Consider the following 24,503-nt stretch of genomic DNA (forward strand, 5'->3'; position numbering starts at 1 on the left):
AGAAGCCTATGATTTCAAATAGATGAAATCATAGGCTTCTTTATTTTAAAAAAATGAGGTCAAAGGTGTACTTTTCTTATAAAAATGCATTTCATATAAAAGGTGTAATTATTTTGGGGAAGGGGGATTGTTGTGCGTCATCATAGAAAGTGCAAAAAATTTGGAGTGGCACTGCCTCTTCCGCTTATAGGAGCAACGGGTCCGACAGGTAATAGTGGTCCAATCGGTCCAACTGGAGGGCATGAAGGTCCTGTTGGTCCTACAGGGGTGACTGGACCGACGGGAGCAACTGGGCCCCAAGGTCTTCAAGGTATCAGGGGAATACAAGGTCCCCGAGGGACAACAGGAGCACAAGGAATACAAGGGGTTATTGGTGATACAGGAGAGCAAGGTATAACTGGCCCAACTGGTCTCCAAGGTGCTCAAGGATTAATTGGTAACCAAGGTCTAATTGGTGATATTGGAGCACAAGGATTAGAAGGAATACAAGGAGCTACGGGTCCTGCTGGTAGTCAAGGTATACAAGGCATACAAGGAATACAAGGGGAAATAGGTGAGCGAGGACAAACAGGGGCACAAGGAATGCAGGGAGAGAGAGGCATAACTGGAGTCTCGGGTATAACTGGTCCACAAGGCCCTCAAGGTGTTCAAGGAATACAAGGAGAGCAAGGGGCTATTGGTATACAAGGGGAAGACGGCTTCCAAGGTATACAAGGAATTACTGGAGAAGAAGGCCCACAAGGAGCTCAAGGAATACAAGGTGAAGTGGGTCCAACTGGTTCTACTGGAATGCAAGGTGCCCAAGGTATAAGTGGAATAAAGGGGATAACAGGTGTAATAGGTTTACAAGGACCACAAGGTGTGCAAGGAATACAAGGTATAACGGGAGCAACAGGTTTTCAAGGGATAAAGGGAATAAGAGGTATAACAGGAGCGACGGGTAGTATTGGCACTCAAGGCTCAGAAGGACCACCGGGCGGTCCGACGGGAGTGACCGGTCCAATTGGCCCTTCTAGTGGGGTGACTGGACCAGCTGGCCCACCTGGTCCACCAGGAGGTCCAACAGGTCCAACGGGTGTGACCGGTTCAACAGGTGTAAGCGGAGGGATAGGACCAATTGGAGCGCAAGGAGTGCAAGGTATAACAGGTCCAACAGGTTCTCAAGGTGTAAGGGGAGCGCAAGGTTCCCAAGGTGTAGTTGGAGCAGTTGGAGTACAAGGAGCACAAGGTCCTCAAGGTAACCAAGGTATAACAGGTCCAACTGGTGCAGAAGGTTCTCAAGGAATACAAGGTCCGCTGGGAGTAACAGGTCCAACTGGTGCGGAAGGTCCTAAAGGTATTCAAGGTATACAAGGTGTGATAGGTCCAACAGGTGCACAAGGAATGGTGGGAATACAAGGGATAGCTGGTCCAGTTGGTGTTACAGGAGCGGAAGGAGCTCAAGGAACACAAGGAATCCGAGGAGCAACTGGTCCTGCTGGAGCACAAGGTATACAAGGAGTTCAAGGAATTCAAGGGGAAACAGGAGCAGCTGGAACACAAGGTCCTCAAGGTGTTCAAGGGATACAAGGGACTACCGGATTGACAGGTACACAAGGTGCCCAAGGTCCTCAAGGAGTGCAAGGAATAATAGGACCGACTGGAGCTATTGGTTTGCAAGGTCCTCAAGGATTACAAGGAATAACGGGTCCAACAGGAGCGCAAGGAGTGCAAGGAATACAAGGAGTGCAAGGAATTATCGGCCCAACAGGTGCACAAGGAATTAGAGGTCCCCAAGGAAATACAGGGGAAGTCGGTATAACAGGCTCACAAGGAGTCCAAGGAGCGCAAGGTAGTCAAGGCCCACAAGGCCCACAAGGAAATGTTGGAATTACAGGAGCAACGGGCGAAACTGGAGCCACAGGAGCAACTGGGGCAACTGGACTACAAGGTGTGCAAGGTGTTCAAGGGATTACGGGAATACAAGGAATAACGGGAACGACAGGCAATACAGGTGCAACGGGTCCGCAAGGAATACAAGGTATACAAGGGATTCAAGGGTTGCAAGGCCCAATTGGAGCAAGTGGGGTGACAGGTGCTAGTGGTAGTATAGGCCCAGTTGGAGCACAAGGTAGTCAGGGCCCAAGTGGCGTGGTGGGACCGACAGGAGCAACTGGTAGTGCAGGTTCAATAGGTTTCTTGGGAATAGCGGGAGCGACAGGAGCGACTGGCTTACCTAGCGGGGGAGGTTATTTCTTTTCTACTTCAACGAGTATAATTGCAGCGAATGCGTTAATACCAATTAATTCTGGATCTACAGTTTTTGGTTCTGATGTCAGTTTAACAAATGCAACAACTGTAACGTTAAGTACGCCGGGAATTTATTTAGTAAGCTATTATTTTCAAGGCGATCCAACTGCCGGAAATGAAACAATTTCAGTGAGGCTTACTTTAAATGGAATACAAGTCGCAGGGAGTTTTATTTTTTATGTTACAGGAGGTACTTTTATATTAGAACCAGCAGTTTCGAATACGATGGTCATTGAAGTTACTTCTTCAAATGCATCTTTGTCTTTACAAAATGGTCCGTTAGCTATCGGGCATGTAACGACATTATCTGGTGTGATAACAGCTAGTTTAAATGTATTAAAAATAGTTTGATACGTTAGTTATAACGGGGGAGATGCTTGTGAAGAATCAAGATAAGTGTAGTAAGTTTCAAGCACCTATTCCTTTTCCACCGCCAGGTATTACGGGGCCCACTGGTCCAACCGGTCCAACTGGTGCTTTAGGTGGACCAACTGGACCGCAAGGAATACAAGGCGTACAAGGTCCAATCGGTCCAACCGGCCCACAAGGAATACAAGGAGTGCAAGGCCCAGAAGGTCCAACCGGTCCAACTGGTGCAACAGGCCCGCAAGGGATTCAGGGAATACAAGGGATACAAGGTCCAACCGGTCCACAGGGAATTCAAGGTCTGCAAGGAATTCAAGGTCCGATTGGTCCAACAGGCCCGACTGGACCTCAAGGCATACAAGGTATAACTGGCTCGACGGGTCCAACCGGTGCAACTGGTGCAACAGGTCCGACGGGAGTAACAGGCCCTCAAGGTCCTCAAGGAATCCAAGGTCCACAAGGAGTAACAGGCCCAACAGGAGCGACCGGCTCTACGGGAGTAACAGGTCCACAAGGAATCCAAGGAATCCAAGGTTCGCAAGGGATAACGGGTCCAACGGGAGCAACCGGAGTGACTGGAATAATAGGCCCACAAGGAATCCAAGGAATTCAAGGCCCACAAGGTGTGACGGGAGCAACCGGCGCAACAGGAGCGACAGGAGTGACTGGTGCAACTGGACCAACCGGAATCCAAGGCATACAAGGAATAACTGGAGCAACAGGGGTAACGGGGGTAACGGGCCCAACAGGAGCAACAGGTCCAACTGGCTTGACAGGAGCAACAGGATCATCTGCTATATCGACAGGTGGTGGCTATTTCTTCTCTACATCAACAAGTGCAATTGCGGCAAATGCTACCATCCCAATTAATTCTGGATCCACTGTATATGGAACTGGTGTATCGTTAACTAGTGCAACAACTGTCACGGTATCCACGCCAGGAATATATTTAGTAAGTTATTATTTTCAAGCGGATGCAACTGGTGGGAATGAAACGGTGTCTGTAAGATTACTATTAAACGGAACACAAGTAGCAGGGAGCTTTATACTAAATGTAACGACATCGACTGTAGTGTTAGAACCTGCTATTTCCAATACGTTACTAGTCAATGTAACAAGTGCAAATTCAACATTAGTGTTACAAAATGGTCCATTAGGTGCAGGGCATGTGACCACTATAGCAGGTGCGATTACAGCAAGTTTAAATGTAGTGAGAATTTTATAAAGAATATAAAAAACACAAGGAATGTCTTTGTAAGACACACCTTGTGTTTTTTAATATTAAATAAACATTTTCTTCATCTTTTCGGTTGGAAAATATGCTGAAAGAAGTATTTGTGATGTAAGTTATCTACAACTTTATTTGCTTGATATGTGCGTTGTTTTTCAATTCGGAGTCTTTGCTCCATCATTTTAATTGCGTGATCAGATAAACGTAACATAATACATTCTCCTTTTCTATAAATATAGGTGACTATTTGATATCGATCCCATATTTATAATTAAGGAGGCAAAATGTGTAACATAGGCAAAAAGCACCTTCCTCTCCCATTACGCTTACGAGGTTAGCTGTCGGACTCGGGAAGTGAGAGTTTCCCTACTTAAAAAAGATTCGCCCCAAGTAGCATAGCTACAAAAATGGTTCCCCCGCTCCAAAATTTGGACTCAGCAAAAGGTTTTATAAAGTAAAAAATAACATAAAGGAGCGAACAAGTCAAATTATTTTGTGTATTCTGTCTTTTTTAATTGCGTAAGAATCATACCGTCAGGAAGTATTGTATCTGATACTGTAATGAATCCGTGTTTTTTATATAAAGTAATAGCAGGGGTATTCGCTTTACCTGTTTGTACAATGTATGTCATTGAAGAGGGAAACATGTTAAATATATAAATTAGGAGTTTCGTTGCGATTCCTTTTTGAAAAAAATCGGGGGATACAACTAACCTGTGGATATCGATTAGTTTTTCTTCTTGTACAAAAGAAATAAAACCGACAAGTTTATTTTCAGAAAAATATCCATAGAATGTTTCAACACAACTTTGAATATCGTTTACAGTATCATATAAACGAGGTATGGCAGTGCTATTTAAGTAGTCTGCTTCAACTTTATAAGCTGGAATTTGAACCTGTAAAATGGATGTTGCTACTTCAAAAGAACTGGAATTTAACTTAAGAATCATAGATAATGAAGCCTCCTTTAAATATGGTATATGAATATAATTGCTTTATGGGTGAGTTTGACAATATTTTTCTTTTTTGCATATAATATATGTATCTCCATATGTAAAATAGTAGTAAATATATTTCTATAGTGAAATATGATTAGCAATGATAAATACATATGTTTGTATTAAATCATACAAACTATAATAGAAATGGAGGGCTAAAAATGGGATGGATTATCACATTAATAGTTGGTGCTATTATAGGTGCAATTGCTAGTTCTATAACGGGTAAAAATTTCCCGGGTGGTATGTTCGGAAATATTATCGCAGGTTTATTAGGTGCTTCGTTAGGTGGTAGATTATTTGGATCCTTTGGGCCATCATTTGGTGGGATTCATGTCGTGCCAGCATTATTAGGTGCAATCGTGTTAATTTTTATTGTATCATTTGTAGTGAAAGCTGCAAAGAAATAGATATATAGATTATGATGAAGAGCCCTGAATAAGGGCTTTTCATCATTCGAAGAGGTGGTTTCATTGGAGAAAATAAATATAAGAAAAAGAGATAAGTTAAGAAAGTTTTTTAGAGAACAAAATTATTTGGCGGTATTACTTGGATTTGCGTTATTGTTCATTAATATTTTATTGCTAACAAAAATATCATTTGTTTTTACACCGTTTATCGTATTTTTAAAAACAATTTTCTTCCCAGTACTATTAGCAGGCGTACTATTCTATATTTTACATCCATTCGTTTCGCTTTTAGAAAAGAAAGGTGTTTCAAGAATCGTATCGATAGCTTCTATATATTTAATCGTACTAGGATTATTTGTATTTTTAGTTGTAACGGTTATCCCTATTATTAAAGATCAAATTGATGCATTAATTGATAACTTACCGTATTTTGGCCATGAGATTGAACAAGCAGCACGTAGATTCGGGGAAAGTAATTTACTCGGTAAAATTCAGGAGAATTTAAATATTAATGTTGCGAATATGGTAAAAGACTATACAGTTGATTTTACAAAGTCATTATCATCAGTAACTGGGAATGTAACTGGATTTTTGAGTACTATTACAGAGGTTGTTTTAACATTTGTAATGGTTCCATTTATATTGTTCTATCTTTTAAAAGATGGCGAACAATTGCCGAATCACTTCTTAAAGTTTATTTCAGAGCAAAGACAACCAGCAGCAATGAGAATACTAGATGATATGCATTATGCAATTAGCTCATATATTAGAGGGCAAATTATCGTTAGCTTGTTTATCGGTATTATGCTATTAATTGGTTACCTTATTATCGGTATTAAATATGCGGTACTACTTGCAATTTTAGCGATGATTGTAAATATCGTTCCGTACGTAGGACCAATTATCGCCATTACACCAGCGTTAATTATCGCATTTATCGACTCGCCAGCAATGGTGTTAAAAGTAATTATCGTTATGATGGTTGTACAATTAGCAGAAGGTAAATTTATTTCTCCGCAAGTTATGGGGAAAAAGTTAGACATTCATCCGATTACTATCATCTTTATCATTTTAACTGCCGGAAACTTATTCGGGATTATGGGCATTATTTTAGCCATTCCAGGATATGCGATATTGAAAGTATTAGTTACGCACGGTTATAGATTTGTTAAGTTGAATACGTGAAAAAAGCGCTAAAACAGTATTATCTGTTTTAGCGCTTTTTTATTAACAATTCATTTGCATATTGGCGTGCCCATTGATCCGCCTCTAATATAGCATCTAGTGAAGGATCTTTTACGTTATGATGAGCTTCAACTGTTTTGTAAATTGTTTTTTCAATATCGAAAAAGGCAATTTCATTTTTTAAGAATAGTGCATTCGCAATTTCATTTGCTGCATTTAATACAGCGGGAGTAGTACCACCGATTTTGCCACATTCATATGCGTATTGTAGACAAGGGAACTTCTCTAAATTTGGTTTTTCAAAATGTAAACTACCGATTTCTAATAAATTTAGTTTTTCATAGGAAGAAGGTAGCCGAGTAGGATAGTGAAACGCATATTGAATCGGCATTCTCATATCAGGAGCACCGAGCTGTGCCATAACTGATCCATCAATAAATTCTACTAAAGAATGAATGATACTTTCTTTATGAATCATTACATCAATTTTTTCATATGGAATATCAAATAGCCATCTCGCTTCCATTACTTCGAACCCTTTATTCATTAATGTGGCAGAATCAATCGTTAGTTTTGCGCCCATTAACCAGTTTGGGTGCTTTAAAGCATCTTTTGCTTGTAATGTTTGCATTTCATCACGTGTTTTATCACGGAATGCACCGCCAGAAGCTGTAACGATTAATTTCTCAATTTCTTTATTATTTTCTCCGTTTAAACATTGGAAAATAGCTGAATGTTCGCTATCTACTGGAATTAAGCGACATCCGTTTTGTTTCGCTAGTTCAGTTACGATATGTCCAGCTGCAACTAACGTTTCTTTATTAGCGATGGCAATATCTTTCTTCGCCTTTAATGCTTCAATCGTTGGAAGTAGTCCGGAAACTCCGACAACAGAACTTAATACAAGATTTGAATCAGGGTGAGTAGCTACCGCAATTAAGCCATCAGTTCCGTATGTGATTTTTGTATTCGCTGAAATACGCGTACGAAGCGTGTCTGCTAAGTCTTTTGTTGCAACGCTTACAATACGAGGTTGAAACGTTTTGATTTGTTGCTCAAGAAGATCAATATTATAATTTGCGCTTAAACCGACGATTTTGAAATGTTCAGGATGAGCTGAAACGACATCTAATGCAGATGTGCCGATGGATCCTGTGGAGCCTAAAATGGATATATATTTTACCATGAAAAAACCTCCAAAGTTGTTTCGAATATTTCTGCAAACCTATATAACATTAGACAATTGAAGTGAAAATTCCTGCTATATAAAATAGAAAATTCGGGTTTGTTTGGAAGTGAAATGTGATAAACTGTAAAAAATAACGAAAAAGCAATGAAAGAGAAGAGTACATATTCGAAACTTTTCAGAGAGCTGATATGTGGTGAGAATCAGTAAGGGATGAATATGGAATGGACTCTGGAGCTTCTAACTGAAATGAGTAGGTTAAAGACGGTTACTTCACGTTATTGAAGTATGAAGTGAGCTAATGATAGCTAATTAAGGTGGTACCGCGGGAGTCTCTCGTCCTTTTTTAAGGATGAGGGGCTCTTTTTATTTTGAGAAAGGAGGAGTTAGTGTGAGTGAAAAAATAATGTTAACAGGAATTAAGCCGACAGGTTATCCGCATTTAGGAAATTATATTGGCGCGATTAAACCTGCATTACAAATGTCAAAGAATAATGAAGGAAAAGCATTGTACTTTATAGCTGATTATCATGCATTAAATGCTGTGCATGATTCAGAAAAGTTCAGCAGTTATACGAAAGAGGTAGCAGCTACTTGGTTATCACTTGGACTTGGAGAAGATGTTATTTTTTATCGACAAACAGAAGTGCCGGAGATTCTAGAATTAGCTTGGATTTTAGCTTGCCTAACGCCGAAAGGTCTTATGAACCGTGCTCATGCGTATAAAGCGAAGGTGGAGCAAAATAAAGAAGCAGGGTTAGAGGTCGATGCGGAAGTGAACATGGGGTTATATACGTACCCGATCTTAATGGCAGCTGACATATTATTATTTCAAGCTACCCATGTACCAGTTGGAAAAGACCAAATTCAGCATATTGAAATCGCACGTGATATTGCGACGTATTTTAATCATACATTTGGCACGACATTTACACTTCCGGAGTATGTCATACAAGAAGAAGGAGCTATTTTACCTGGTCTTGATGGAAGGAAAATGAGTAAAAGTTACGGAAATGTAATCCCATTATTTGCAGAGCAAGAAAAACTACGAAAATTAATATTTAAAATCAAAACAGATTCTTCACTTCCAAATGAACCGAAAGAACTAGAAACCTTATTTACAATTTATAAAGAATTTGCGACAGAAGACGAAGTACAGTCATTACGTGAAAAATATGAGACTGGAATCGGATGGGGCGATGTGAAAAAAGAGTTGTTTCGCGTTGTAGATCGTGAGTTAGCTGGACCTCGTGAAAAGTACGCAATGTATATGAATGAGCCGAATTTATTATATGAGGCGTTAGAAAACGGTGCTGAGAAGGCACGCGCTATTGCAAAGGTAAATTTAGCGGAAATTAAAAAACGGATTGGATTTAAGAGGGAACGTTAAGCGTTCCCTTATTTTTTTTGATAATCTGTAATAATCCTCTCAATAACAGGGGGAAGATTATTAGGTAATTCATCAAGTGAAAAGAAGCGTAGTTCTTTTGATTCACTTTGATCGCATACAAGTTCACCATGAAATTCTCGGCAAATATAAACAACGAGTACACCGTGTACTTGATCGCCGTTTGGATAGATTTGAAAGAAATCTGGTCCAGAGTATGTACGGAATAGTTCTGGATTTTTAATAATAAGTCCAGTTTCTTCGTATACTTCTCGCTTTAAAGCGTCTTCTAATGTTTCGTTATATTCTAAGGCACCGCCAATAATGCCCCAGCGGTTAAAATCTGTACGGAGCTGCAGCAATACTTCATCTTTTTCATTTAATATAATGGCGTGTGATCCTATTAGAATAAGTGGATGATTTCCTACTAGATTTCTCATATCTTCAATATAACCCATGTCATTGCTCCTTGTATTTAATAATAGTTAGGAAGTTCTTTTAACATTCTTTCTGTTTTACGTGCTGTAAAGGCTAAGTTATGGTCATCTTTCGTTCTGAAAAATAATGTGCGTAAAAAGGTTTTAATATTGGCACATAAAATACAATACTCATTAAGCGAAAGGCGTTTTCTAATTTGAGGAAGCCTTTTTATTTTTTTATGAATAATAGAAATTAAATCGTTCTGAGGAAAATCATGATACAGCATTGCTAGTAATGGAGTAACAATGCGTTCATCTTCGTTATTATGAAAAAGGTCAGATGGAATAAAGATTTTATTTAATAAACAATGAATTAATTCTTCGTACCATTCAAAAGTGGTATACGTATTATGAACAATTTCAGTAAAGGCATCAGATACATGAGCAAGACAATGAGCCCATCCTTTATTTTCGATATAGCCCCGAAAATCTGTTTCTAAGTTTGTGTATGTAATGAGTTTATTTTTTATTTCTTCGATATCCTCCTCTGTACAAAAGTAGTGCGAATTAGCGAATTGGAGTATTAACGCAATTAACGAAACAGTGTAAGAACGTGTGAAAACCCCATCTGTATGTGGGGAGTAAATGTCACAATATAAATACTCATCACTTAAACAAGTTTGCAGAAGTAATTTCAGCTGATCGTCCATGAGGAATTCATGATGAATGAAATGCGCAAAACATTTATATATAAGTTGGTAACGAATATAGCTATCAGTCGTTCCGATATACTGAAGCATGTTCAAAGTTAACTCATTTACGTCTATATGTTGCAGTTGCGTATAGTCATTTTGTTGTATAAGCTCTAACTGTTGTTGCAATGCTGTAATATCCACTGGAGAACCTCCTCCGCACTTTAAAGATGCGATCTTTTCTAGTATTCTATATATTCAAGGACAATCCTGCTCATGCAAGGAGAACGATTAGAAATTCGAGTATGATATAGATGAGGGAAGAATATGACGACGATAGAACAGTTAGAAAAACATTTTAAAATAAGAAGAAGTGCTTCTTCTATTATGATAAAAGAAAATAATGCAGAGATTTTTACAGAAGAGCAATTAGAGGAAATGATGCAATATTGCGTTGCTGAAGCTAAAAAAGATGGATTAGAAAAACTACATTTTGAAATCTCTTCAAAAAGTCCAAATTATGATGTGTATAAAAAATGTTTTGAAACGTATTCATTTGAATATGTTACGGAAAACATGATTGTATTTAAAGATATATATGAAGTAGAAGATGCAGAAAGTGAAATTGATTTTAAGCTTATTGAAGAAGTTGGAGAAGAGGCTTTTTATTCACTGTGGAATGAAGCGACGGGAGAACCAGTCGCTCATGATCAATTTGTGCATATGATGCTACAAGAAATTGGTGAGCAATGGAAAGAACATTGCTTAACAGCGAGTGTCGATGAAGAGCCGATAGGAATTGTAATCCCGCATATTGAAAGAGGTACGTTAGAAGAAGGGAAACTTATGTACTTCGCAGTTATTCCAAATATGCGTAATAAGGGATATGAAGCGGCATTATTTGCAGGTGCGATGTTTGTCTTAAAGGAAATAGGTGCATCTTATTATATTGGTGAGACAAATATACAAAATGAATGGATGAAGGATGTTTTTGAAAAGAATGGATGTCAGCTGCTTAGTTCAACTGAGAGATATGTGAGAAAGTTTTAGGAGGATGAATGATGTATACTCTCGAACTCGTATAGCGGGAGGGGACTATATATGTTAAAGCAATCCATGCATTCATTCATTCGTGTTATTGTATCCAAATGTATTGTTAGAAGGCTGGAATGTTGAAAAAGTTTCAGAACGTTATGAAGGTGAAAAGTGGGGAACTTTTTGGTTTCAGGTTGTTACTCCAACTGGGATGTTTCGAGTAAAGGAATTTTTTCTCGATATAATGGAACCAGTATTTCCGGATAGCTGTATTTCTCAAGCAAAAGGAGATTCTTTTCAATATAAAGGGCTTGTGTATTGGAAAGGTATAAATTATAAAGGAAAAGAAAGTTACGTTACATCTATATGGAAAACACAAGTTGAAATTTCTGTTGATCATGGATATGTAAACCAAGACGAAATGGAACGATTTCTATTTGAATTACAACCAGTAAATATGGAGCTTGGGAAAACGATATTACATACATCATTTCACTTATTAAGCTTTCAAGCGAAGAGAAGTGAAATGGGTGAGATAGGAAGATGTAGAGAGTGGAATGCTCCAGATGACGTATCCTATGTAAATTTGTTAATTCATGAAAAACTAAATTGGAAACTTGAATCGGTCGGTTTTGGAAATGACGAAACGCAGTATGTATACTGGGACGAAGTTAATAAACTATATGCACTTTGGGTTTGTAGACATAAAAACAAAGTGTATTATCCTATTTCTTCATGGACAATGAACTATGGCCCAAAACAAATTATAAACGGGTTAGAGTTTTATCCGCACCCTAATCGCGGAACAGTTGTATACGAAGATTTAGGTAATGAACAAATCGCATACGTATTTCGCGGTAATCCATGTACAAATTTTGAACAAGTAAAAGAACTTTTCGCCTGTTTGTAAGATAAAAAGAAAAATGAGAACGACAAAGTAGATATTTGTATAATACAATAGAGTGAGATTCGATTATATGAGAAAGCGTTGGTGAAAGAATGGGACAGCAAAGAAATTGGTTACAAGCAACTGTAGAAAGAAATAAAGATAATACGTTACAAATAAAGTGGGAAAATAATATAGAAGAAGTTCGTATTTATTGGAGTACTTCACCAGATCATATTGAAGAAACTGGAGAATTACTTGCAACAGTAAATGGGGAATTATCATATACAATTGAAAACCCCAGTGAAAATGAACGTCCATATTTTAGATTAGTAGGAAGTAATGGACAAGCAGTAACAGTAGCCGAGCGTAGATTGCCATTACAAGGCGCGTTTAACTTCCGTGATATGGGAGGATATGAAACGACTGAAGGCTGTAAAGTAAAATGGGGCAAATTATACCGCTCTGAAGAATTAGCAGGGCTAACTGAATGGGATATTGCCTATTTACAAAAGTCTGGTTTAAAGTTAATTTGCGATTACCGTACAGACTTTGAAGTGAAGCATAAGCCGAATCCAGAAATTACGGGTGCTCGTCAAGTGTGCTTACCAGTTATGCAAGACTTAGCGAAAGACTTAAATATAAATGAGTTTTTCCAAGTTGGTGACCTTTCTATGTTAGGAAAACCAGGTGAGTATCTTGTGAAAATGAATCAAGATTTCGTAAGTGGTAACGAGGCATTCGTGAGCTTCTTAAACTTAGCGCAAAACCCGGAAAACTTACCGTTAGTAAACCACTGTACAGCTGGAAAAGATCGTACTGGATTTGGTTCAGCATTATTACTACTTTTACTAGGTGTACCAGAAAAAACAGTAATGGAAGACTACTTACTAAGTAACGGATTCCGTGAAAAGCTAAATGAAAAAATGATGGCCTTTTTAGGTGCGAAATTACAAAACGATGAGAGCAGAGCGATATTAGGTGCAATGTTTGAAGCACGTGCTGAATACTTGCAAGCTGCGATTGGTGAAATTCAAAAGCAATACGGATCAGTTGAAGCATACGCTGAAGAATCTCTCGGCTTTACGAAAGAGTCGTTAGAGGAAATGAAAGTGTTATTGCTGGAAGATAAGTAAGAAGAAGGAGGCTGGTTTTAATTAGCCTCCTTTTCTTATTGTTGATATAATTAAGCTATGAGAATATAGGAATTGAGGAGAACATCATGAAATACAAATTTATATTATTCGACGTAGACGATACATTATTAGATTTCCCTGAAACGGAAAGACACGCATTACATAATGCGTTTGTACAGTTCGGGATGCCTACAGGGTATAATGATTATCTTGCAAGTTATAAAGAGATTAGTAATGGATTATGGAGAGATTTAGAAAATAAAATGATTACGCTAAGTGAATTAGCGGTAGATCGATTTAGACAATTATTTGCCCTTCATAATATAAAAGTAGATGCGCAGCAATTTAGCGATGTATATCTTGAAAACTTAGGGAAAGAAGTACATCTTATAGAAGGTGCAGTGCAATTATGTGAGGATCTACAAGATTGCAAGTTAGGTATTATTACGAATGGATATACGAAGGTGCAACAATCGAGAATTGGAAATTCGCCTTTATGTAATTTCTTTGATCATATTATTATTTCAGAAGAGGTTGGTCATCAAAAACCAGCACGTGAGATTTTTGATTATGCGTTTGAAAAGTTTGGGATTACAGATAAATCAAGTGTATTAATGGTTGGAGATTCGCTTTCTTCTGATATGAGAGGTGGAGAAGATTACGGCATTGATACGTGTTGGTATAATCCGAGTTTGAAAGAAAATAGGACAGATGTTAAGCCGACTTATGAAGTGGAGAGTCTGCTACAAATTTTAGAAATTGTAGAAGTGACTAAAGAAAAAGTAGCTTCATTTTAAGTGTATTGATATATGTTCAGTTACAGTCAATATAGGAAAGAGCTGTGTAACAACTAGAGGTGAATAAAGGATGTTAACGTTTTTATTTGAGTTAGACAAGAATCTCCCGCAGAAGGATGAGCCACGGTATGATGCTTATTCAAAGGGCTTTATCGAAGGAGATGTAACGATTTGCGCGAGTGACAGTGTATTTTTTCAAAAATCATGTATGAAGGTTGCAGAGCTGGGGATTTATTTAGGTCAGTGGATGGAACAAGTTCAACATGGGCAGAACGTGCCTATGAAATATGAAACGGCTGACCGTGAAGAGGTAATTCTTGGTTTCTTCTACGAAGAGGATTATAATCAATGGAATGTTTTTTCCAGCTGGCAAGAATTTGAACTTCAAGAGCGTATAGCTACTACAACATTAATAGAGAGCGTTCAACGCTATTTATATGAGTTAAATAAGGAACTGCGCATGATAGAATATCCTGTGACGTTTGATCAGTACTTAAGAGGAGAGCGAATGATGCAGCTCTCTTACAAACGACCGTGTGATAGCAAAGCAGATACGACGCCGATAGAGGTTTATAATGGAAGTGAGCAAGTAGGTGTAGTAAGGGGCTATTATAAAAATACGCTGATGAGAGTGCTGGATTTTATTCCGAAAATTGGTAGTAATATTATTTATGAAATAAAGGATAGTAAGGACAATATTCGCGTCATTGCAAAGGATGTAAGTAGGCAGCGCCAAAGAAGGATTTTAGTAACGTACAAAGATAATCATGATGCAGAGCATGAAATACTTGTATGTGACGGAAAGTTATTGGATGCAAATTTCTTATTTACCTTTACATATAAGGCAGAAGAATATGTTGTCCATAAAACTTCATTTGGAATGGGAAAGTTATTACGAAAGGGCTATGTAATTGCAGATTGGAATATTCGTCTTGAGGAAGATATGTATTACATTGAGATGAATGTATATGATGAAGATTACATGCAGGATCAATACTTACTATTAGGCGTATTTCATGCGGTTTTATATGGATAATCAATGAGAAATACCGTCATTCTTCTTGGAAAGAATGACGGTATTTTTTATTTATCCTCAAAAATAAAAATCTCATCAATCGTACTATGTAGTGCCTTCGCTATATCGTGAGCAAGTTGTAAGGAAGGATTGTATTTAACTTTTTCGAGATGACTAATTGTTTCACGTCGCACACCAACGCTCTTTGCTAAATCTTCTTGTGTCATGTTCAACTTGGCGCGGTATTCTTTTATCTTCGTTACGAACGCCATGGTGCATCTTCCGTTTCATCAACAGGTTTATCGTAAAAGAACATAGAGAAGCCGAACGTAAGAATGAGTGTGCTGAAAATAAGAGCGATATCAATCTCTTGTAGTACCGGGTTTGGAAATAACATTTCAATAAACAGAATGATAGCGGTAGTTAGTAATGTAACGATAAAGGCATTGCGGCACGATTTATTGACGATTTGTTCAAATAGTTCATCGTGTTGAACTGTTCTATACGATGTGAAAAAGGAGAAGAAACACAACATAGTAAACAGTCCTTTTTCATAAAAAAAGCCGAGGAAACCGAAGAAACCGAGAAACCCTAAATATTTTATCCAAGTAGTTTTCATGATAGGTCCTCCTTACGTTGTTAGAAATAAGTCACGTTATGTTACAAATATATCACAATTGGATAGGAATGGTAATAATAGTTTTCCAGTTTGCTTCATAATAATAGTAAAAAGAGGAAATATGCTGCAAAATAGAGAGGATAATATTGTAAAATGGTTGTAAGGAGGGGGAGGAAGAAATGCTAACTTGGATCATGATCGTTGTATTACTTGTAGTGATTACTGTCATTGCGACGGTGTTAATTGGGCGAAATGGTGATGCAAATTATAGCAAAGCGACAAAGGGGAATATTAAACGCTTAACAATGATTTATATTATACTAGCTGTCGTTTTAGTTGTTGGATTAGGGGTGTATATTTATTTTAAAGGTTAAATAAACTGAAAAATGTAAAAATCTTAAAATAGAAGTATGCTATAATATCAATATAGTTATTTGGTAATTAAGGAAAGGATTGGATGGAATGATTGAAATTACGAATGTGTCAAAAAGTTATAATGGGTCTACCTATGCAGTAAAAGACTTAAGTTTATCTGTACCTAGCGGCGAAATCTTTGGATTTTTAGGACCGAATGGTGCGGGTAAATCAACGACAATTAAGATGATTACTGGTATTCACGGGGTAGACAAAGGGACTATTACGATTAACGGAAAAAATATTATGGAAGAGCCGATGGAAGCGAAGAAGACGTTTGGTTATGTACCAGATAGTCCAGATATGTTTTTACGATTAAAAGGAATTGAATATTTAAACTTTATGGCTGATATGTATGAAGTGCCAAAAGAAGTACGACAAGAACGAATAGAGTCTTTAGCGAAGAAGTTTGATCTTTATAATGCATTATCTGATCAAATTCAAAGTTATTCGCACGGTATGAGACAAAAAATCGTTATTATTGGTGTGCTCGTACATGAGCCAGATGTATGGATTTTAGATGAACCATTAACTGGGCTTGATCCGAAATCTGCATATATTTTAAAAGAAATGATGAGAGAGCATGCGGATAAAGGAAAGATTGTATTTTTCTCTACACACGTATTAGAAGTAGCGGAAAAAATATGTGACCGCGTCGCGATTATTAATAAGGGAAACCTTCAGTTTAAAGGGAATTTAGATGAAATGAGAGATCATTTTAAATCCAATGAATCACTTGAAAAAATGTTCTTGGAGATGACGGGCAATGAGTAAAATTTGGACGTTAACGAAAGTATTATTGAAATTAAATTATGCAGATTTTATAACAGATAAGAAGAAGCGATGGGCGTATGTATTTTCATTTGCAGCTATTTTATTTGTCGGCTTTTTACTGTTTGGTTCTATCACGCATGCAATGTATGAGGGAATGATACATTTAGGGCAAGATCCAGGAATGATTATCGCAATGGGACTTGCGATTGCGAGTATATGGGTATTTTTAATGAGTATTACGAACATTTTAACTGTATTTTACTACAGCAATGACATTGAAATGTTATTACCATTACCATTAAAACCAGCGCAAATTATTTCAGCCAAATTTTTAACAGTATTAATTACACAATACGTAATGAGTTCATTTATTTTATTACCGATCTTTATTACGTACGGTTTAAAAAGTGGCGCATTTATTACATATTACATATATATGATTTTCATTTACTTACTCTTCCCAATTGTGCCGTTAGTACTAGCTTCGTTACTGATGACAGTTATTATGAGGTATACAAATATAGCGAAAAATAAAGACCGAGGAAATATATTTATTGGAATCGTAAGTATACTATTTATTGTAGGAATTAACGTATTTTTGCAGTGGAAAAATAAAAGTTCGTTTTCTGAAGATGCAATTGCGGATTACCTTGCAAACAACCAGTCTTCTCTTTTAGTACAAATGACAAACTATTTTCCAACTACATATTTTGGAGCAGTAGCATTAGTAGAAAATGCAAATTGGAAGGGACCTTTATATGTAATAATCTTTGCAGTTATTTCATTTGTCTTCTTTGTGTTGTTTTATTACATAGCAGAGCGTACATATTTAAAAGGGGTTATTGGACTTTCGACGAGTACAGCAAAGAAACAAGTTATTTCGGCGGAAGGTTTACAGAAATCAACAGTACAAAGTTCGCATTTAAAAGCGTATGTGAAAAAAGAATTTAAAACGTTATTCCGTACACCACAATTTTTCTTAAATTGTATTGTACAAACTTTCGTTATGCCGATTATGTTATTCTTTGTTTTATTCGTGCAAGACGGGAATTTAAAGTGGATTACAGGGTATATTGATAACCCAAAATCAGCAGGCCTTGCAATTGGCGTGGGCCTTTGTGCATCGTTATTTTTAATGGGTAGTAACGTCATTGCAACAACGTCATTTTCGCGAGATGGAAGCTCTTGGTTTGTGAATCGTTATTTACCAGTAAAGGCTTCGGATATCTTTTTTGCGAAAGCAATCACTGCTTGGTTAATTAATGTGATCATTTTAGCAGTATTCGGTATTACGATGGCAGTTGTAGCTGGGATTTCTCCAGTCTTTATGATACTGTGGTTTTTACTAAGTGCGAACGGGTTGTTATTAATTAATTTAATCGGAACACGCTGGGACGCACAAACTGCAGATATTCATTGGGATACAGAGCAGAAATTATTTAAAAGTCGATATACCACTTTGTGGAATTTTTTGGCTAATATTTTAATAGCTTTAATTATTGTGGGGGGAGTAAGTGTATTATACTTCTTCCTTCATGTCGGACTATGGGTTATGTTTATCGTTTTATTTGTAATGTTTACGATTGTAAATTATATCTTTATTAAAATGTTAAAATTAGGTGCTGAACGTATACTGTCAAATATTCAATAAGAAGATAGATCCTCTGTATTCATGCAGGGGATCTGTGTATAGATGGAGGAGAAAAAGGTGAAGAAAATAGCAATTGTAACAGGGGCAACTCGTCTGAATGGAATTGGTGCAGCTGTATGCAAGGTGCTTGCTCAAAAGGGGATAGACATTTTTTTCACGTACTGGCCAAAGTATGATAAAGCGATGCCATGGGGAATGAGTGATCAAGAACCCTTTTTGCTGAAAAAGGAAATTGAAAGTTACGATGTTCGATGTGAAATGGCAGAAATCAATTTATCGCAGTCTTATTCGCCAAATCGTTTGTTTTATATGGTATCAGAACGGTTAGGTGATCCATCTATTCTAGTTAATAATGCAGTATATTCTACTCATACGAGGATTGAGGAATTAGATGTAGAGCAGTTGGATAAACATTATACAGTTAATGTTCGGGCTACTATGCTATTAAGTTCATTGTTTATAAAACATTATTCACTTAAAACGGGCGGGAGTATTATTAATCTTACTTCAGGACAGTCAGTAGGCCCAATGCCAGATGAACTAGCATATGCAGCAACGAAAGGGGCAATCGAAGCATTTACAAAGTCAGTAGCACCAGTTGCAATGGAGAAGGGGATTACAGTGAATGCTGTAGATCCAGGACCGACGAATACAGGATGGATTACAGAGGAGCTGAAGCATCATTTAGTATGGAAATTCCCGCAAGGTAAAGTAGGAGAACCGGTGGATGCTGCGCGCTTAATTTCTTTTTTAGTAAGTGAAGAAGCGAAATGGGTTACTGGGCAAGTCATTCACTCGAATGGTGGTTATTCATAAAAATATTATGTTAACAAATGTTGAGAAACAAAAAACGAAAGAAAATTTTATTTTTTTGTATAAATAAAATGTCAAGAAAGATAAAAATTTGATAGAAGAGTATATTGTCATATGAAGATAGTAGTTCTTAATGTGACAATATACTCTTTTTCTTTTACTTGCGAGCAGAAAAATGAAGTAGAAGAAACTCGAATATTAAAATGAGTTTATCAGTTTTTGTACGTATTATTATGAAGATTACTGTCGGAAAGATGATAATTCGTATGAAAAGGGATTTTTTAAGGGGGAATCGAATCGTAAAGGGGAGGATAAATTATGTAAAACATAGGGGGATTTATATGAAAATGAAAAAGGTCGCTATCGCATCGATTACAATTGGTACAATGCTTACTATGGCAGCTTGTAGTCCTTCATTAGATAAAGAAACGGAAAAGAAAGAGCAAGTAACTGCGCAAAATGATGGAGAAGCAAAAACGACAAGTGCAGATGAAGCGTCAAAAACAACGAAAGATACTGAAAAAGAAACAAATACTTCTTCAAATGAAAAAACAGATAAGGATGCAAAAAATACGAAAGAATCATCAGGAACAGAAAGTAACGGCAAAACGTCAACTCAAAACGAAAATGTAAAAACAAAAGAAAAAGAAACGACAGGAAAAACGAATGATCAAACGACTAGCGGGAAAACAGCAGATCAAAGCACAAGTACAAGCACAAACAATAACGGAAAGACAACGAAAGATCCGAAGAAAAGTGTTGCTGTGAAAACGAACGTTAAAGAAGTTGTAGCATTAATTGATAGCTTGGACAAGCAGTTAGCTGCTAATCCGAAATTGGAAACAGTGAATAAGCTTGGCAAACAAATTAATGAAAAGTGGGATGTGATTGAAAAAGAGCTAGAGGCATCACATCCGACGGATTCTAAAACAATCGGTCAAAGTATGTATCCGTTAATTGTAGGAGCGGAGAAAGAAAAAATCGATATTAATAAAATGAAATCTTTAACGACGAAAACGAAAAAAGATTTAAATCAGTTATTGACGAAACTTTCATAGTTTCAAAAGCCTACTCGTGTGAGTAGGCCTTTTTTAGGTTGTTGTAATGTGCACAGTATAACTTATTTATTTTCATTTTCAATTACGATGCGAAAGGAACTGAATGCTTGTTGACTGATATAATCTTCTTCGCTAACTTTAAAAGGAAATGGAAAAGCGACGAGTTGAAAATTACTTTCCTGATCCACTAAAGGCAATGTGAAATTAAAGATTTGTCTCGTTTCAGGTGCAAGCTTAGTATAAACAACTTTTCTATTGTTAAATATTTCAACTTGTTTCCAATCTTTAAAAGCCACGATTGCGTAAGTCATTTCATCATTTGTTTCATTACCGTTTGATAGAATTAATTGCTTGCCTTCCTTTTCAAAGAAGACAGTTTGTAAATTCTCTTCACGGTTCGTAACAAATACTGGTTCGTAAAGACCGTCTTTTAAAATTGCATCTGGATTTATAAGGGAGAGTTTTATTTTTTCGTTTTCTTTCTGAAGAGGATGTATTGAATATCGCATACTTAGAATATCTTCTAAAATAGCTGCTTTATTTAAGTTATTATCTTTTAATTTGTATTCAGGTTTTTTAATTATTAAAAAGGTTAATTCACTTGCATTAGGAGAAGTGTGTAAAGAGATTTTCGTAGTAATTGAACTGTTTGGTTTCATATCAAAAAAATAGTGTGATATTTCATTAGTAGTATCTTCTATTTTAAAAGGTTTTTGTTCGTAATCTTCTAGAACAATTAATCCATATTTTCGGTTTTCATTAATAGTATGTACGAATGATAATGTTACATTAATTTTATTATCCTCACTAGTAATTGTACTGCCATTGTTAATGTGTTGGCCTTGATTATCCTTCAATCCGTAAGAAATAGTATTGGTTTGTTGCTCTCGTTTATTTTCTATGGAGGGTGGATGAGGTTGTATGATTGAAGTATTGAACAAAATATAAATTGTAAGTAATGAAATAAGTAAAACACCGCTAATAATATATATTTGTTTCATAAATAGCACCTCAATATATGTAAAATATTAGAGAAAAAAGATATGCAAGATGCATATCTTTTTTCTCTTTCTTACCAGAAAGCTTTTGTTTCGTGATTCACATCATTATAACCACTTAATTTATAGGTATGATTACCGATAGCGTAATCATCTCCATAATAAATGCTTGTGTTGGTCGCTGTAGCACTTACAAAGGATGATTTTTTTGCACTATTACTTTTCGTATTTACTAATGAGCCATCGCCATTGAAAGTTCTTGCTTTTGCATAAACATAGTCTTCGGTCGTAGTTGATTTCGATTTAGCAACTGCATATGGGTTACCAAAAAAGGGAGTATATACGCTAATGTTAGAGTCATTCTTAGGTGCAGCTGCAATAGTCAAACTAGGAACACTAGATGTTTTTGTTGATTGAATTGTATCAAAGTCAACTAAAACGGGCTGCTTGTCTACAATATCGATCTCTGAAGCACTTGCGTTATTAGTAAAACCAAAACCTAAAACCGCTAACCCTAAAGTTGTCACCGATAAAGATTTTTTCATATTCACTAATTTTCCCACCTTTTTAAATTTTTGAGTTCGAACTCAATTCATACAATATATGAAAATTTCGAAACTCTCAATGGTTTATCCCATACTTAACTTTTCTTTTACTTTCGATTCAACATGTCTTCATTTGCAAAAAAGCGAATATATCTTCTAATGCTTAGTCAGCAAGGGATACAGGTTTAATTTTATGAAATTCATGTAAATTTAAATCTATTCATGTCAGAATCTCTGTTATTTTTAAGTTCATATGGGAAACTTATTAAAAAAAGGATGGTGACAAAAATGACAATCGATCGAATTTGTACAATTGGACCCGCAAGTAATAATAAAGAAACATTAGCACAGTTAATAAAGAATGGTATGAAAATTGTTCGACTGAATTTATCGCATGGCACGCATGAAAGTCATAAAGACATCATTCGTTTAGTGAAATCATTAGATGACTCTATTAAATTTTTGGGTGATGTACAAGGACCTAAAATAAGATTAGGTGAAGTGAAGGGAGAGCAAATTACACTTCAGGCAGGAGATTCTTTTATTTTACATACACAACCAGTTACAGGGAGTAATACAGAAGCAAGCGTTGATTATGAAGGAATACCGAATGATGTGAAAGTAGACAGTAGAATTTTAATTAATGATGGAGAAGTTGAATTAATTGTTGAAAAGATAAGTACGGACAAAATAGAAACGAAGGTAAAAACAGGTGGCAATATCTCATCCCATAAAGGAGTTAATTTACCAGGTGCGGCTGTTCGTTTACCAGCTATTACAGAGAAAGATAAAAAAGATATTCAGTTTCTTTTAGAAGAGAATGTTGATTTTATCGCGTGTTCTTTCGTAAGAAAACCTAGTCATATAAAAGAAATACGAGATTTTATACAACAGTATAAAGAAACGTCACCTAATGTAATTGCAAAAATAGAAACGATGGAAGCAATCGAGAATTTTCAGGATATATGTAAAGAAGCAGATGGAATTATGATTGCAAGGGGCGATTTAGGAGTAGAGTTACCGTATCAATGCATTCCGCTTTTACAGAAAATGATGATTCAGGAATGTAATCGAACGAATACATATGTCATTACAGCAACACAAATGCTTCAATCTATGGTAGATCATTCTATTCCAACAAGAGCAGAGGTGACTGATGTGTTTCAAGCTGTACTGGACGGGACGAATGCAGTTATGCTTTCAGCTGAAAGTGCATCAGGAGAACATCCAATCGAAAGTGTGAGAACATTACGTCTCGTTTCAGAATTTGCAGAGCATGTTAAAAAAGATGGACCTTTTGCGATGAAAGATGTACTGGAGTTACTGCATAAATCACTGAATGAGTGATGAATAAAAACACGAGGGCGGATATGCACCCGCCCTCGTGTTTTTCATTCATACTATTCTTGCTCTTGCTCATCCAAAATCTTTTCAAACGCAGCAGATACTTTATCAAACTCTTCATCATTTTCAATGTATGAAAACTCATTATCTTCTTCTACTTTTAAAAAGAAAATATCAATGTCTTCCTCAGTTTCTGTTTGGATATCTTCAACAAAGGCAACTGCAATATATTCTGCACCTTCGACATCCATCGCTCCAAGTACTTCTACTTCTTGCTCTTCGTTATTCTCATCACTAAGAGTAAACACTTCGCCAACTTCAATATCAGACATATTCATTCTCCTCCTGTTCGACTCTAAAAATAGAGCACTCAAACTGTATACATACTAACATATCTTTCCATGAAAAACCAAATTCATACGTAAGAAAACAATTCATTCTTCTTTAGTATGAGTATACAGCTATTAGGAGCATTATTTGTGTGTGCTATATTACTTAATCCATTCAACAATTGTATCCATAGTCTGTCTTGTTTTATCACGTTTTGGATCTTCTTTACGGTAACCAAAGGCAACCATAACTGATACTTCAAGATTATCGCCTTGTATAATGCCTTCTTGACGAAGTAAGGAGTCTACTTTCTCTTTATCGAATCCTTCTATCGGACAAGAATCAATGCCGATTTGAGCTGCGCTCGTCATCATATTACCTAAAGCAATATAAGTTTGTTTAGATGCCCAATCAAATACAGTACGATTGGATTGTAATAAGTTAAAATCTGTTTCCTGGAACTTTTTGAAGAATTCATATCTAATTTTTTGAGTGTCTTCAGGCAATCCAATAATATCGTTCATCATATATTTAATATACTCTGCATCATAATGCATATCTTTAATGTTTCTTGAAAGAACAATGACGAAATGGCTTGCTGTTGCAAGTTGCCCACCAGCGCCCCATGAATACGGTTGTAGTTTTTCTCTTAATTCTTTATTTTGTACGACAATAAATTTCCAAGGTTCATATCCAAAAGAAGAAGGAGATAATCTGCCTGTTTCTAAAATGAATTTAAAATCCTCTTCTGAAATTTTGTGCATAGGATCGAACTCTTTACATGCATGTCTGAAATGAAAAGCCTCCATAATTTTCTCTTTTGTAATTTCGTTTGTATTTGTCATAAAAGTTCCTCTTTTCGTTAATTTATTTTGTAAGTAAATTATATTTTTAAAGTAACATAGATACAAGTACGCACATTTAT

The 24,503-nt window shown here is 36.4% G+C and carries 25 protein-coding genes, 2 pseudogenes, 1 riboswitch and 1 other annotated feature; of the genes and pseudogenes, 16 read left to right on the plus strand and 11 right to left on the minus strand.

Annotated elements, in window-relative coordinates:
- The first annotated feature begins 132 nt into the window (after nucleotides 1–132).
- Nucleotides 133–2,640, plus strand: a complete 2,508-nt coding sequence (locus ACK1U5_RS01885; RefSeq protein WP_069604983.1) for a collagen-like protein — start codon at nucleotides 133–135, stop codon at nucleotides 2,638–2,640.
- Nucleotides 2,641–2,725: 85 nt separating this feature from the next.
- Nucleotides 2,726–3,880, plus strand: a pseudogene (locus tag ACK1U5_RS01890) (collagen-like protein); the annotation flags it as partial.
- A gap of 73 nt (nucleotides 3,881–3,953) precedes the next feature.
- Here ACK1U5_RS01890 and ACK1U5_RS01895 read toward each other — a convergent pair.
- On the minus strand, nucleotides 3,954–4,097 hold the full coding sequence (locus ACK1U5_RS01895; RefSeq protein ID WP_000945243.1) for a hypothetical protein: 144 nt from the start codon (nucleotides 4,095–4,097) through the stop codon (nucleotides 3,954–3,956).
- Between the two features lie 96 nt (nucleotides 4,098–4,193).
- Nucleotides 4,194–4,336: riboswitch (cyclic di-AMP (ydaO/yuaA leader) on the minus strand.
- A gap of 38 nt (nucleotides 4,337–4,374) precedes the next feature.
- On the minus strand, nucleotides 4,375–4,836 hold the full coding sequence (locus tag ACK1U5_RS01900) for a GNAT family N-acetyltransferase (RefSeq protein ID WP_000601225.1): 462 nt from the start codon (nucleotides 4,834–4,836) through the stop codon (nucleotides 4,375–4,377).
- A 209-nt stretch (nucleotides 4,837–5,045) separates the two neighbouring features.
- Between ACK1U5_RS01900 and ACK1U5_RS01905 the strand changes: the two genes are divergently transcribed.
- Together ACK1U5_RS01905 and ACK1U5_RS01910 are read left to right on the plus strand one after the other, a co-directional pair.
- Nucleotides 5,046–5,294, plus strand: a complete 249-nt coding sequence (locus ACK1U5_RS01905; protein ID WP_000539730.1) for a GlsB/YeaQ/YmgE family stress response membrane protein — start codon at nucleotides 5,046–5,048, stop codon at nucleotides 5,292–5,294.
- A 63-nt stretch (nucleotides 5,295–5,357) separates the two neighbouring features.
- The gene (locus ACK1U5_RS01910) at nucleotides 5,358–6,479 is read left to right on the plus strand and encodes an AI-2E family transporter (RefSeq protein ID WP_000411480.1); all 1,122 of its coding nucleotides are present in this window, start codon (nucleotides 5,358–5,360) and stop codon (nucleotides 6,477–6,479) included.
- 28 nt (nucleotides 6,480–6,507) lie between these two features.
- Here ACK1U5_RS01910 and ACK1U5_RS01915 read toward each other — a convergent pair whose 3' ends face one another.
- Entirely contained in the window at nucleotides 6,508–7,665 is a 1,158-nt protein-coding gene (locus ACK1U5_RS01915; RefSeq protein ID WP_000241774.1) for a 1-deoxy-D-xylulose-5-phosphate reductoisomerase, read from the minus strand.
- A 138-nt stretch (nucleotides 7,666–7,803) separates the two neighbouring features.
- Nucleotides 7,804–8,012, plus strand: a binding site (T-box leader).
- A 44-nt stretch (nucleotides 8,013–8,056) separates the two neighbouring features.
- Here ACK1U5_RS01915 and ACK1U5_RS01920 point away from each other — a divergent pair.
- Nucleotides 8,057–9,055 carry a tryptophan--tRNA ligase gene (locus ACK1U5_RS01920; RefSeq protein ID WP_069604654.1) on the plus strand — a complete coding sequence of 333 codons (999 nt, stop codon included), beginning with the start codon at nucleotides 8,057–8,059 and terminating at the stop codon, nucleotides 9,053–9,055.
- Nucleotides 9,056–9,063: 8 nt separating this feature from the next.
- On the opposite strand, the gene ACK1U5_RS01925 is transcribed toward ACK1U5_RS01920, so the two are convergent.
- Together ACK1U5_RS01925 and ACK1U5_RS01930 are read right to left on the minus strand one after the other, a co-directional pair.
- Entirely contained in the window at nucleotides 9,064–9,510 is a 447-nt protein-coding gene (locus ACK1U5_RS01925; RefSeq protein ID WP_069604655.1) for an NUDIX hydrolase, read from the minus strand.
- 17 nt (nucleotides 9,511–9,527) lie between these two features.
- The gene (locus ACK1U5_RS01930; RefSeq protein ID WP_065224227.1) at nucleotides 9,528–10,367 is read right to left on the minus strand and encodes a DUF2785 domain-containing protein; all 840 of its coding nucleotides are present in this window, start codon (nucleotides 10,365–10,367) and stop codon (nucleotides 9,528–9,530) included.
- A 123-nt stretch (nucleotides 10,368–10,490) separates the two neighbouring features.
- Between ACK1U5_RS01930 and ACK1U5_RS01935 the strand changes: the two genes are divergently transcribed.
- The 5 genes and pseudogenes from ACK1U5_RS01935 (at nucleotide 10,491) to ACK1U5_RS01955 (ending at nucleotide 15,053) form a co-directional block, all read left to right on the plus strand.
- Nucleotides 10,491–11,213: a GNAT family N-acetyltransferase gene (locus ACK1U5_RS01935; protein ID WP_000207402.1), complete on the plus strand. Its 723-nt coding sequence runs from the start codon at nucleotides 10,491–10,493 to the stop codon at nucleotides 11,211–11,213.
- A gap of 51 nt (nucleotides 11,214–11,264) precedes the next feature.
- Nucleotides 11,265–12,108: pseudogene (locus ACK1U5_RS01940) on the plus strand (hypothetical protein).
- 89 nt (nucleotides 12,109–12,197) lie between these two features.
- Nucleotides 12,198–13,220 (plus strand): tyrosine-protein phosphatase, encoded by a 1,023-nt coding sequence (locus tag ACK1U5_RS01945; protein WP_069604657.1) that lies wholly within the window; start codon nucleotides 12,198–12,200, stop codon nucleotides 13,218–13,220.
- Between the two features lie 86 nt (nucleotides 13,221–13,306).
- A complete protein-coding gene (locus ACK1U5_RS01950) occupies nucleotides 13,307–14,017 on the plus strand; it encodes a YjjG family noncanonical pyrimidine nucleotidase (protein ID WP_000875416.1) in 711 nt (236 codons plus the stop codon).
- A gap of 70 nt (nucleotides 14,018–14,087) precedes the next feature.
- Nucleotides 14,088–15,053: a tubby C-terminal domain-like protein gene (locus ACK1U5_RS01955; RefSeq protein WP_000955104.1), complete on the plus strand. Its 966-nt coding sequence runs from the start codon at nucleotides 14,088–14,090 to the stop codon at nucleotides 15,051–15,053.
- A gap of 47 nt (nucleotides 15,054–15,100) precedes the next feature.
- On the opposite strand, the gene ACK1U5_RS01960 is transcribed toward ACK1U5_RS01955, so the two are convergent.
- Nucleotides 15,101–15,304 carry a helix-turn-helix transcriptional regulator gene (locus tag ACK1U5_RS01960; protein ID WP_000896306.1) on the minus strand — a complete coding sequence of 68 codons (204 nt, stop codon included), beginning with the start codon at nucleotides 15,302–15,304 and terminating at the stop codon, nucleotides 15,101–15,103.
- The gene (locus tag ACK1U5_RS01965) at nucleotides 15,292–15,651 is read right to left on the minus strand and encodes a DUF3796 domain-containing protein (RefSeq protein WP_000859233.1); all 360 of its coding nucleotides are present in this window, start codon (nucleotides 15,649–15,651) and stop codon (nucleotides 15,292–15,294) included. The genes ACK1U5_RS01960 and ACK1U5_RS01965 overlap by 13 nt, the downstream gene beginning before the upstream one ends.
- Before the next feature lie 179 nt (nucleotides 15,652–15,830).
- Between ACK1U5_RS01965 and ACK1U5_RS01970 the strand changes: the two genes are divergently transcribed.
- The 5 genes from ACK1U5_RS01970 (at nucleotide 15,831) to ACK1U5_RS01990 (ending at nucleotide 20,361) form a co-directional block, all read left to right on the plus strand.
- On the plus strand, nucleotides 15,831–16,025 hold the full coding sequence (locus ACK1U5_RS01970) for a hypothetical protein (protein ID WP_000958863.1): 195 nt from the start codon (nucleotides 15,831–15,833) through the stop codon (nucleotides 16,023–16,025).
- An 88-nt stretch (nucleotides 16,026–16,113) separates the two neighbouring features.
- Nucleotides 16,114–16,839 carry an ABC transporter ATP-binding protein gene (locus tag ACK1U5_RS01975; protein ID WP_000570204.1) on the plus strand — a complete coding sequence of 242 codons (726 nt, stop codon included), beginning with the start codon at nucleotides 16,114–16,116 and terminating at the stop codon, nucleotides 16,837–16,839.
- Nucleotides 16,832–18,490, plus strand: coding sequence for a putative ABC transporter permease subunit (locus ACK1U5_RS01980; RefSeq protein ID WP_069604658.1), 1,659 nt, complete (start codon nucleotides 16,832–16,834; stop codon nucleotides 18,488–18,490). Before ACK1U5_RS01975 ends, ACK1U5_RS01980 begins: the two co-directional genes overlap by 8 nt.
- Before the next feature lie 57 nt (nucleotides 18,491–18,547).
- Entirely contained in the window at nucleotides 18,548–19,306 is a 759-nt protein-coding gene (locus ACK1U5_RS01985) for an SDR family oxidoreductase (RefSeq protein WP_000716965.1), read from the plus strand.
- Nucleotides 19,307–19,644: 338 nt separating this feature from the next.
- Nucleotides 19,645–20,361 (plus strand): hypothetical protein, encoded by a 717-nt coding sequence (locus ACK1U5_RS01990; RefSeq protein ID WP_069604659.1) that lies wholly within the window; start codon nucleotides 19,645–19,647, stop codon nucleotides 20,359–20,361.
- A 62-nt stretch (nucleotides 20,362–20,423) separates the two neighbouring features.
- On the opposite strand, the gene ACK1U5_RS01995 is transcribed toward ACK1U5_RS01990, so the two are convergent.
- Nucleotides 20,424–21,362, minus strand: a complete 939-nt coding sequence (locus tag ACK1U5_RS01995) for a hypothetical protein (protein ID WP_061139076.1) — start codon at nucleotides 21,360–21,362, stop codon at nucleotides 20,424–20,426.
- Nucleotides 21,363–21,433: 71 nt separating this feature from the next.
- Nucleotides 21,434–21,910 (minus strand): XoxI protein, encoded by a 477-nt coding sequence (locus tag ACK1U5_RS02000; RefSeq protein WP_069604660.1) that lies wholly within the window; start codon nucleotides 21,908–21,910, stop codon nucleotides 21,434–21,436.
- Between the two features lie 282 nt (nucleotides 21,911–22,192).
- Between ACK1U5_RS02000 and ACK1U5_RS02005 the strand changes: the two genes are divergently transcribed.
- A complete protein-coding gene (locus ACK1U5_RS02005) occupies nucleotides 22,193–23,251 on the plus strand; it encodes a pyruvate kinase (protein ID WP_061139077.1) in 1,059 nt (352 codons plus the stop codon).
- Nucleotides 23,252–23,304: 53 nt separating this feature from the next.
- Here the strand turns inward: ACK1U5_RS02005 and ACK1U5_RS02010 are convergent, their stop codons facing one another.
- Both ACK1U5_RS02010 and ACK1U5_RS02015 read right to left on the minus strand, forming a co-directional pair.
- Nucleotides 23,305–23,586, minus strand: a complete 282-nt coding sequence (locus tag ACK1U5_RS02010) for a DUF1292 domain-containing protein (protein ID WP_002005464.1) — start codon at nucleotides 23,584–23,586, stop codon at nucleotides 23,305–23,307.
- Nucleotides 23,587–23,739: 153 nt separating this feature from the next.
- Nucleotides 23,740–24,423 carry an NAD(P)H-dependent oxidoreductase gene (locus ACK1U5_RS02015; RefSeq protein WP_025966656.1) on the minus strand — a complete coding sequence of 228 codons (684 nt, stop codon included), beginning with the start codon at nucleotides 24,421–24,423 and terminating at the stop codon, nucleotides 23,740–23,742.
- Nucleotides 24,424–24,503 lie beyond the last annotated feature (80 nt).

The organism is Bacillus sp. XB1 (genome assembly GCF_053557995.1).

Excerpts from the sequence above, each read along its gene's own strand:
- ACK1U5_RS01895 (WP_000945243.1), bottom strand. The coding sequence starts at position 4,097 with ATGTTACGTTTATCTGATCACGCAATTAAAATGATGGAGCAAAGACTC.
- ACK1U5_RS02005 (WP_061139077.1), top strand. The coding sequence starts at position 22,193 with ATGACAATCGATCGAATTTGTACAATTGGACCCGCAAGTAATAATAAA.
- ACK1U5_RS01950 (WP_000875416.1), top strand. The coding sequence starts at position 13,307 with ATGAAATACAAATTTATATTATTCGACGTAGACGATACATTATTAGAT.
- ACK1U5_RS02015 (WP_025966656.1), bottom strand. The coding sequence starts at position 24,423 with ATGACAAATACAAACGAAATTACAAAAGAGAAAATTATGGAGGCTTTT.
- ACK1U5_RS01970 (WP_000958863.1), top strand. The coding sequence starts at position 15,831 with ATGCTAACTTGGATCATGATCGTTGTATTACTTGTAGTGATTACTGTC.
- ACK1U5_RS01905 (WP_000539730.1), top strand. The coding sequence starts at position 5,046 with ATGGGATGGATTATCACATTAATAGTTGGTGCTATTATAGGTGCAATT.
- ACK1U5_RS01925 (WP_069604655.1), bottom strand. The coding sequence starts at position 9,510 with ATGGGTTATATTGAAGATATGAGAAATCTAGTAGGAAATCATCCACTT.
- ACK1U5_RS01900 (WP_000601225.1), bottom strand. The coding sequence starts at position 4,836 with ATGATTCTTAAGTTAAATTCCAGTTCTTTTGAAGTAGCAACATCCATT.
- ACK1U5_RS01935 (WP_000207402.1), top strand. The coding sequence starts at position 10,491 with ATGACGACGATAGAACAGTTAGAAAAACATTTTAAAATAAGAAGAAGT.
- ACK1U5_RS02010 (WP_002005464.1), bottom strand. The coding sequence starts at position 23,586 with ATGAATATGTCTGATATTGAAGTTGGCGAAGTGTTTACTCTTAGTGAT.
- ACK1U5_RS01955 (WP_000955104.1), top strand. The coding sequence starts at position 14,088 with ATGTTAACGTTTTTATTTGAGTTAGACAAGAATCTCCCGCAGAAGGAT.
- ACK1U5_RS01975 (WP_000570204.1), top strand. The coding sequence starts at position 16,114 with ATGATTGAAATTACGAATGTGTCAAAAAGTTATAATGGGTCTACCTAT.
- ACK1U5_RS01995 (WP_061139076.1), bottom strand. The coding sequence starts at position 21,362 with ATGAAACAAATATATATTATTAGCGGTGTTTTACTTATTTCATTACTT.
- ACK1U5_RS01965 (WP_000859233.1), bottom strand. The coding sequence starts at position 15,651 with ATGAAAACTACTTGGATAAAATATTTAGGGTTTCTCGGTTTCTTCGGT.
- ACK1U5_RS01945 (WP_069604657.1), top strand. The coding sequence starts at position 12,198 with ATGGGACAGCAAAGAAATTGGTTACAAGCAACTGTAGAAAGAAATAAA.
- ACK1U5_RS01960 (WP_000896306.1), bottom strand. The coding sequence starts at position 15,304 with ATGGCGTTCGTAACGAAGATAAAAGAATACCGCGCCAAGTTGAACATG.
- ACK1U5_RS01980 (WP_069604658.1), top strand. The coding sequence starts at position 16,832 with ATGAGTAAAATTTGGACGTTAACGAAAGTATTATTGAAATTAAATTAT.
- ACK1U5_RS01990 (WP_069604659.1), top strand. The coding sequence starts at position 19,645 with ATGAAAATGAAAAAGGTCGCTATCGCATCGATTACAATTGGTACAATG.
- ACK1U5_RS01915 (WP_000241774.1), bottom strand. The coding sequence starts at position 7,665 with ATGGTAAAATATATATCCATTTTAGGCTCCACAGGATCCATCGGCACA.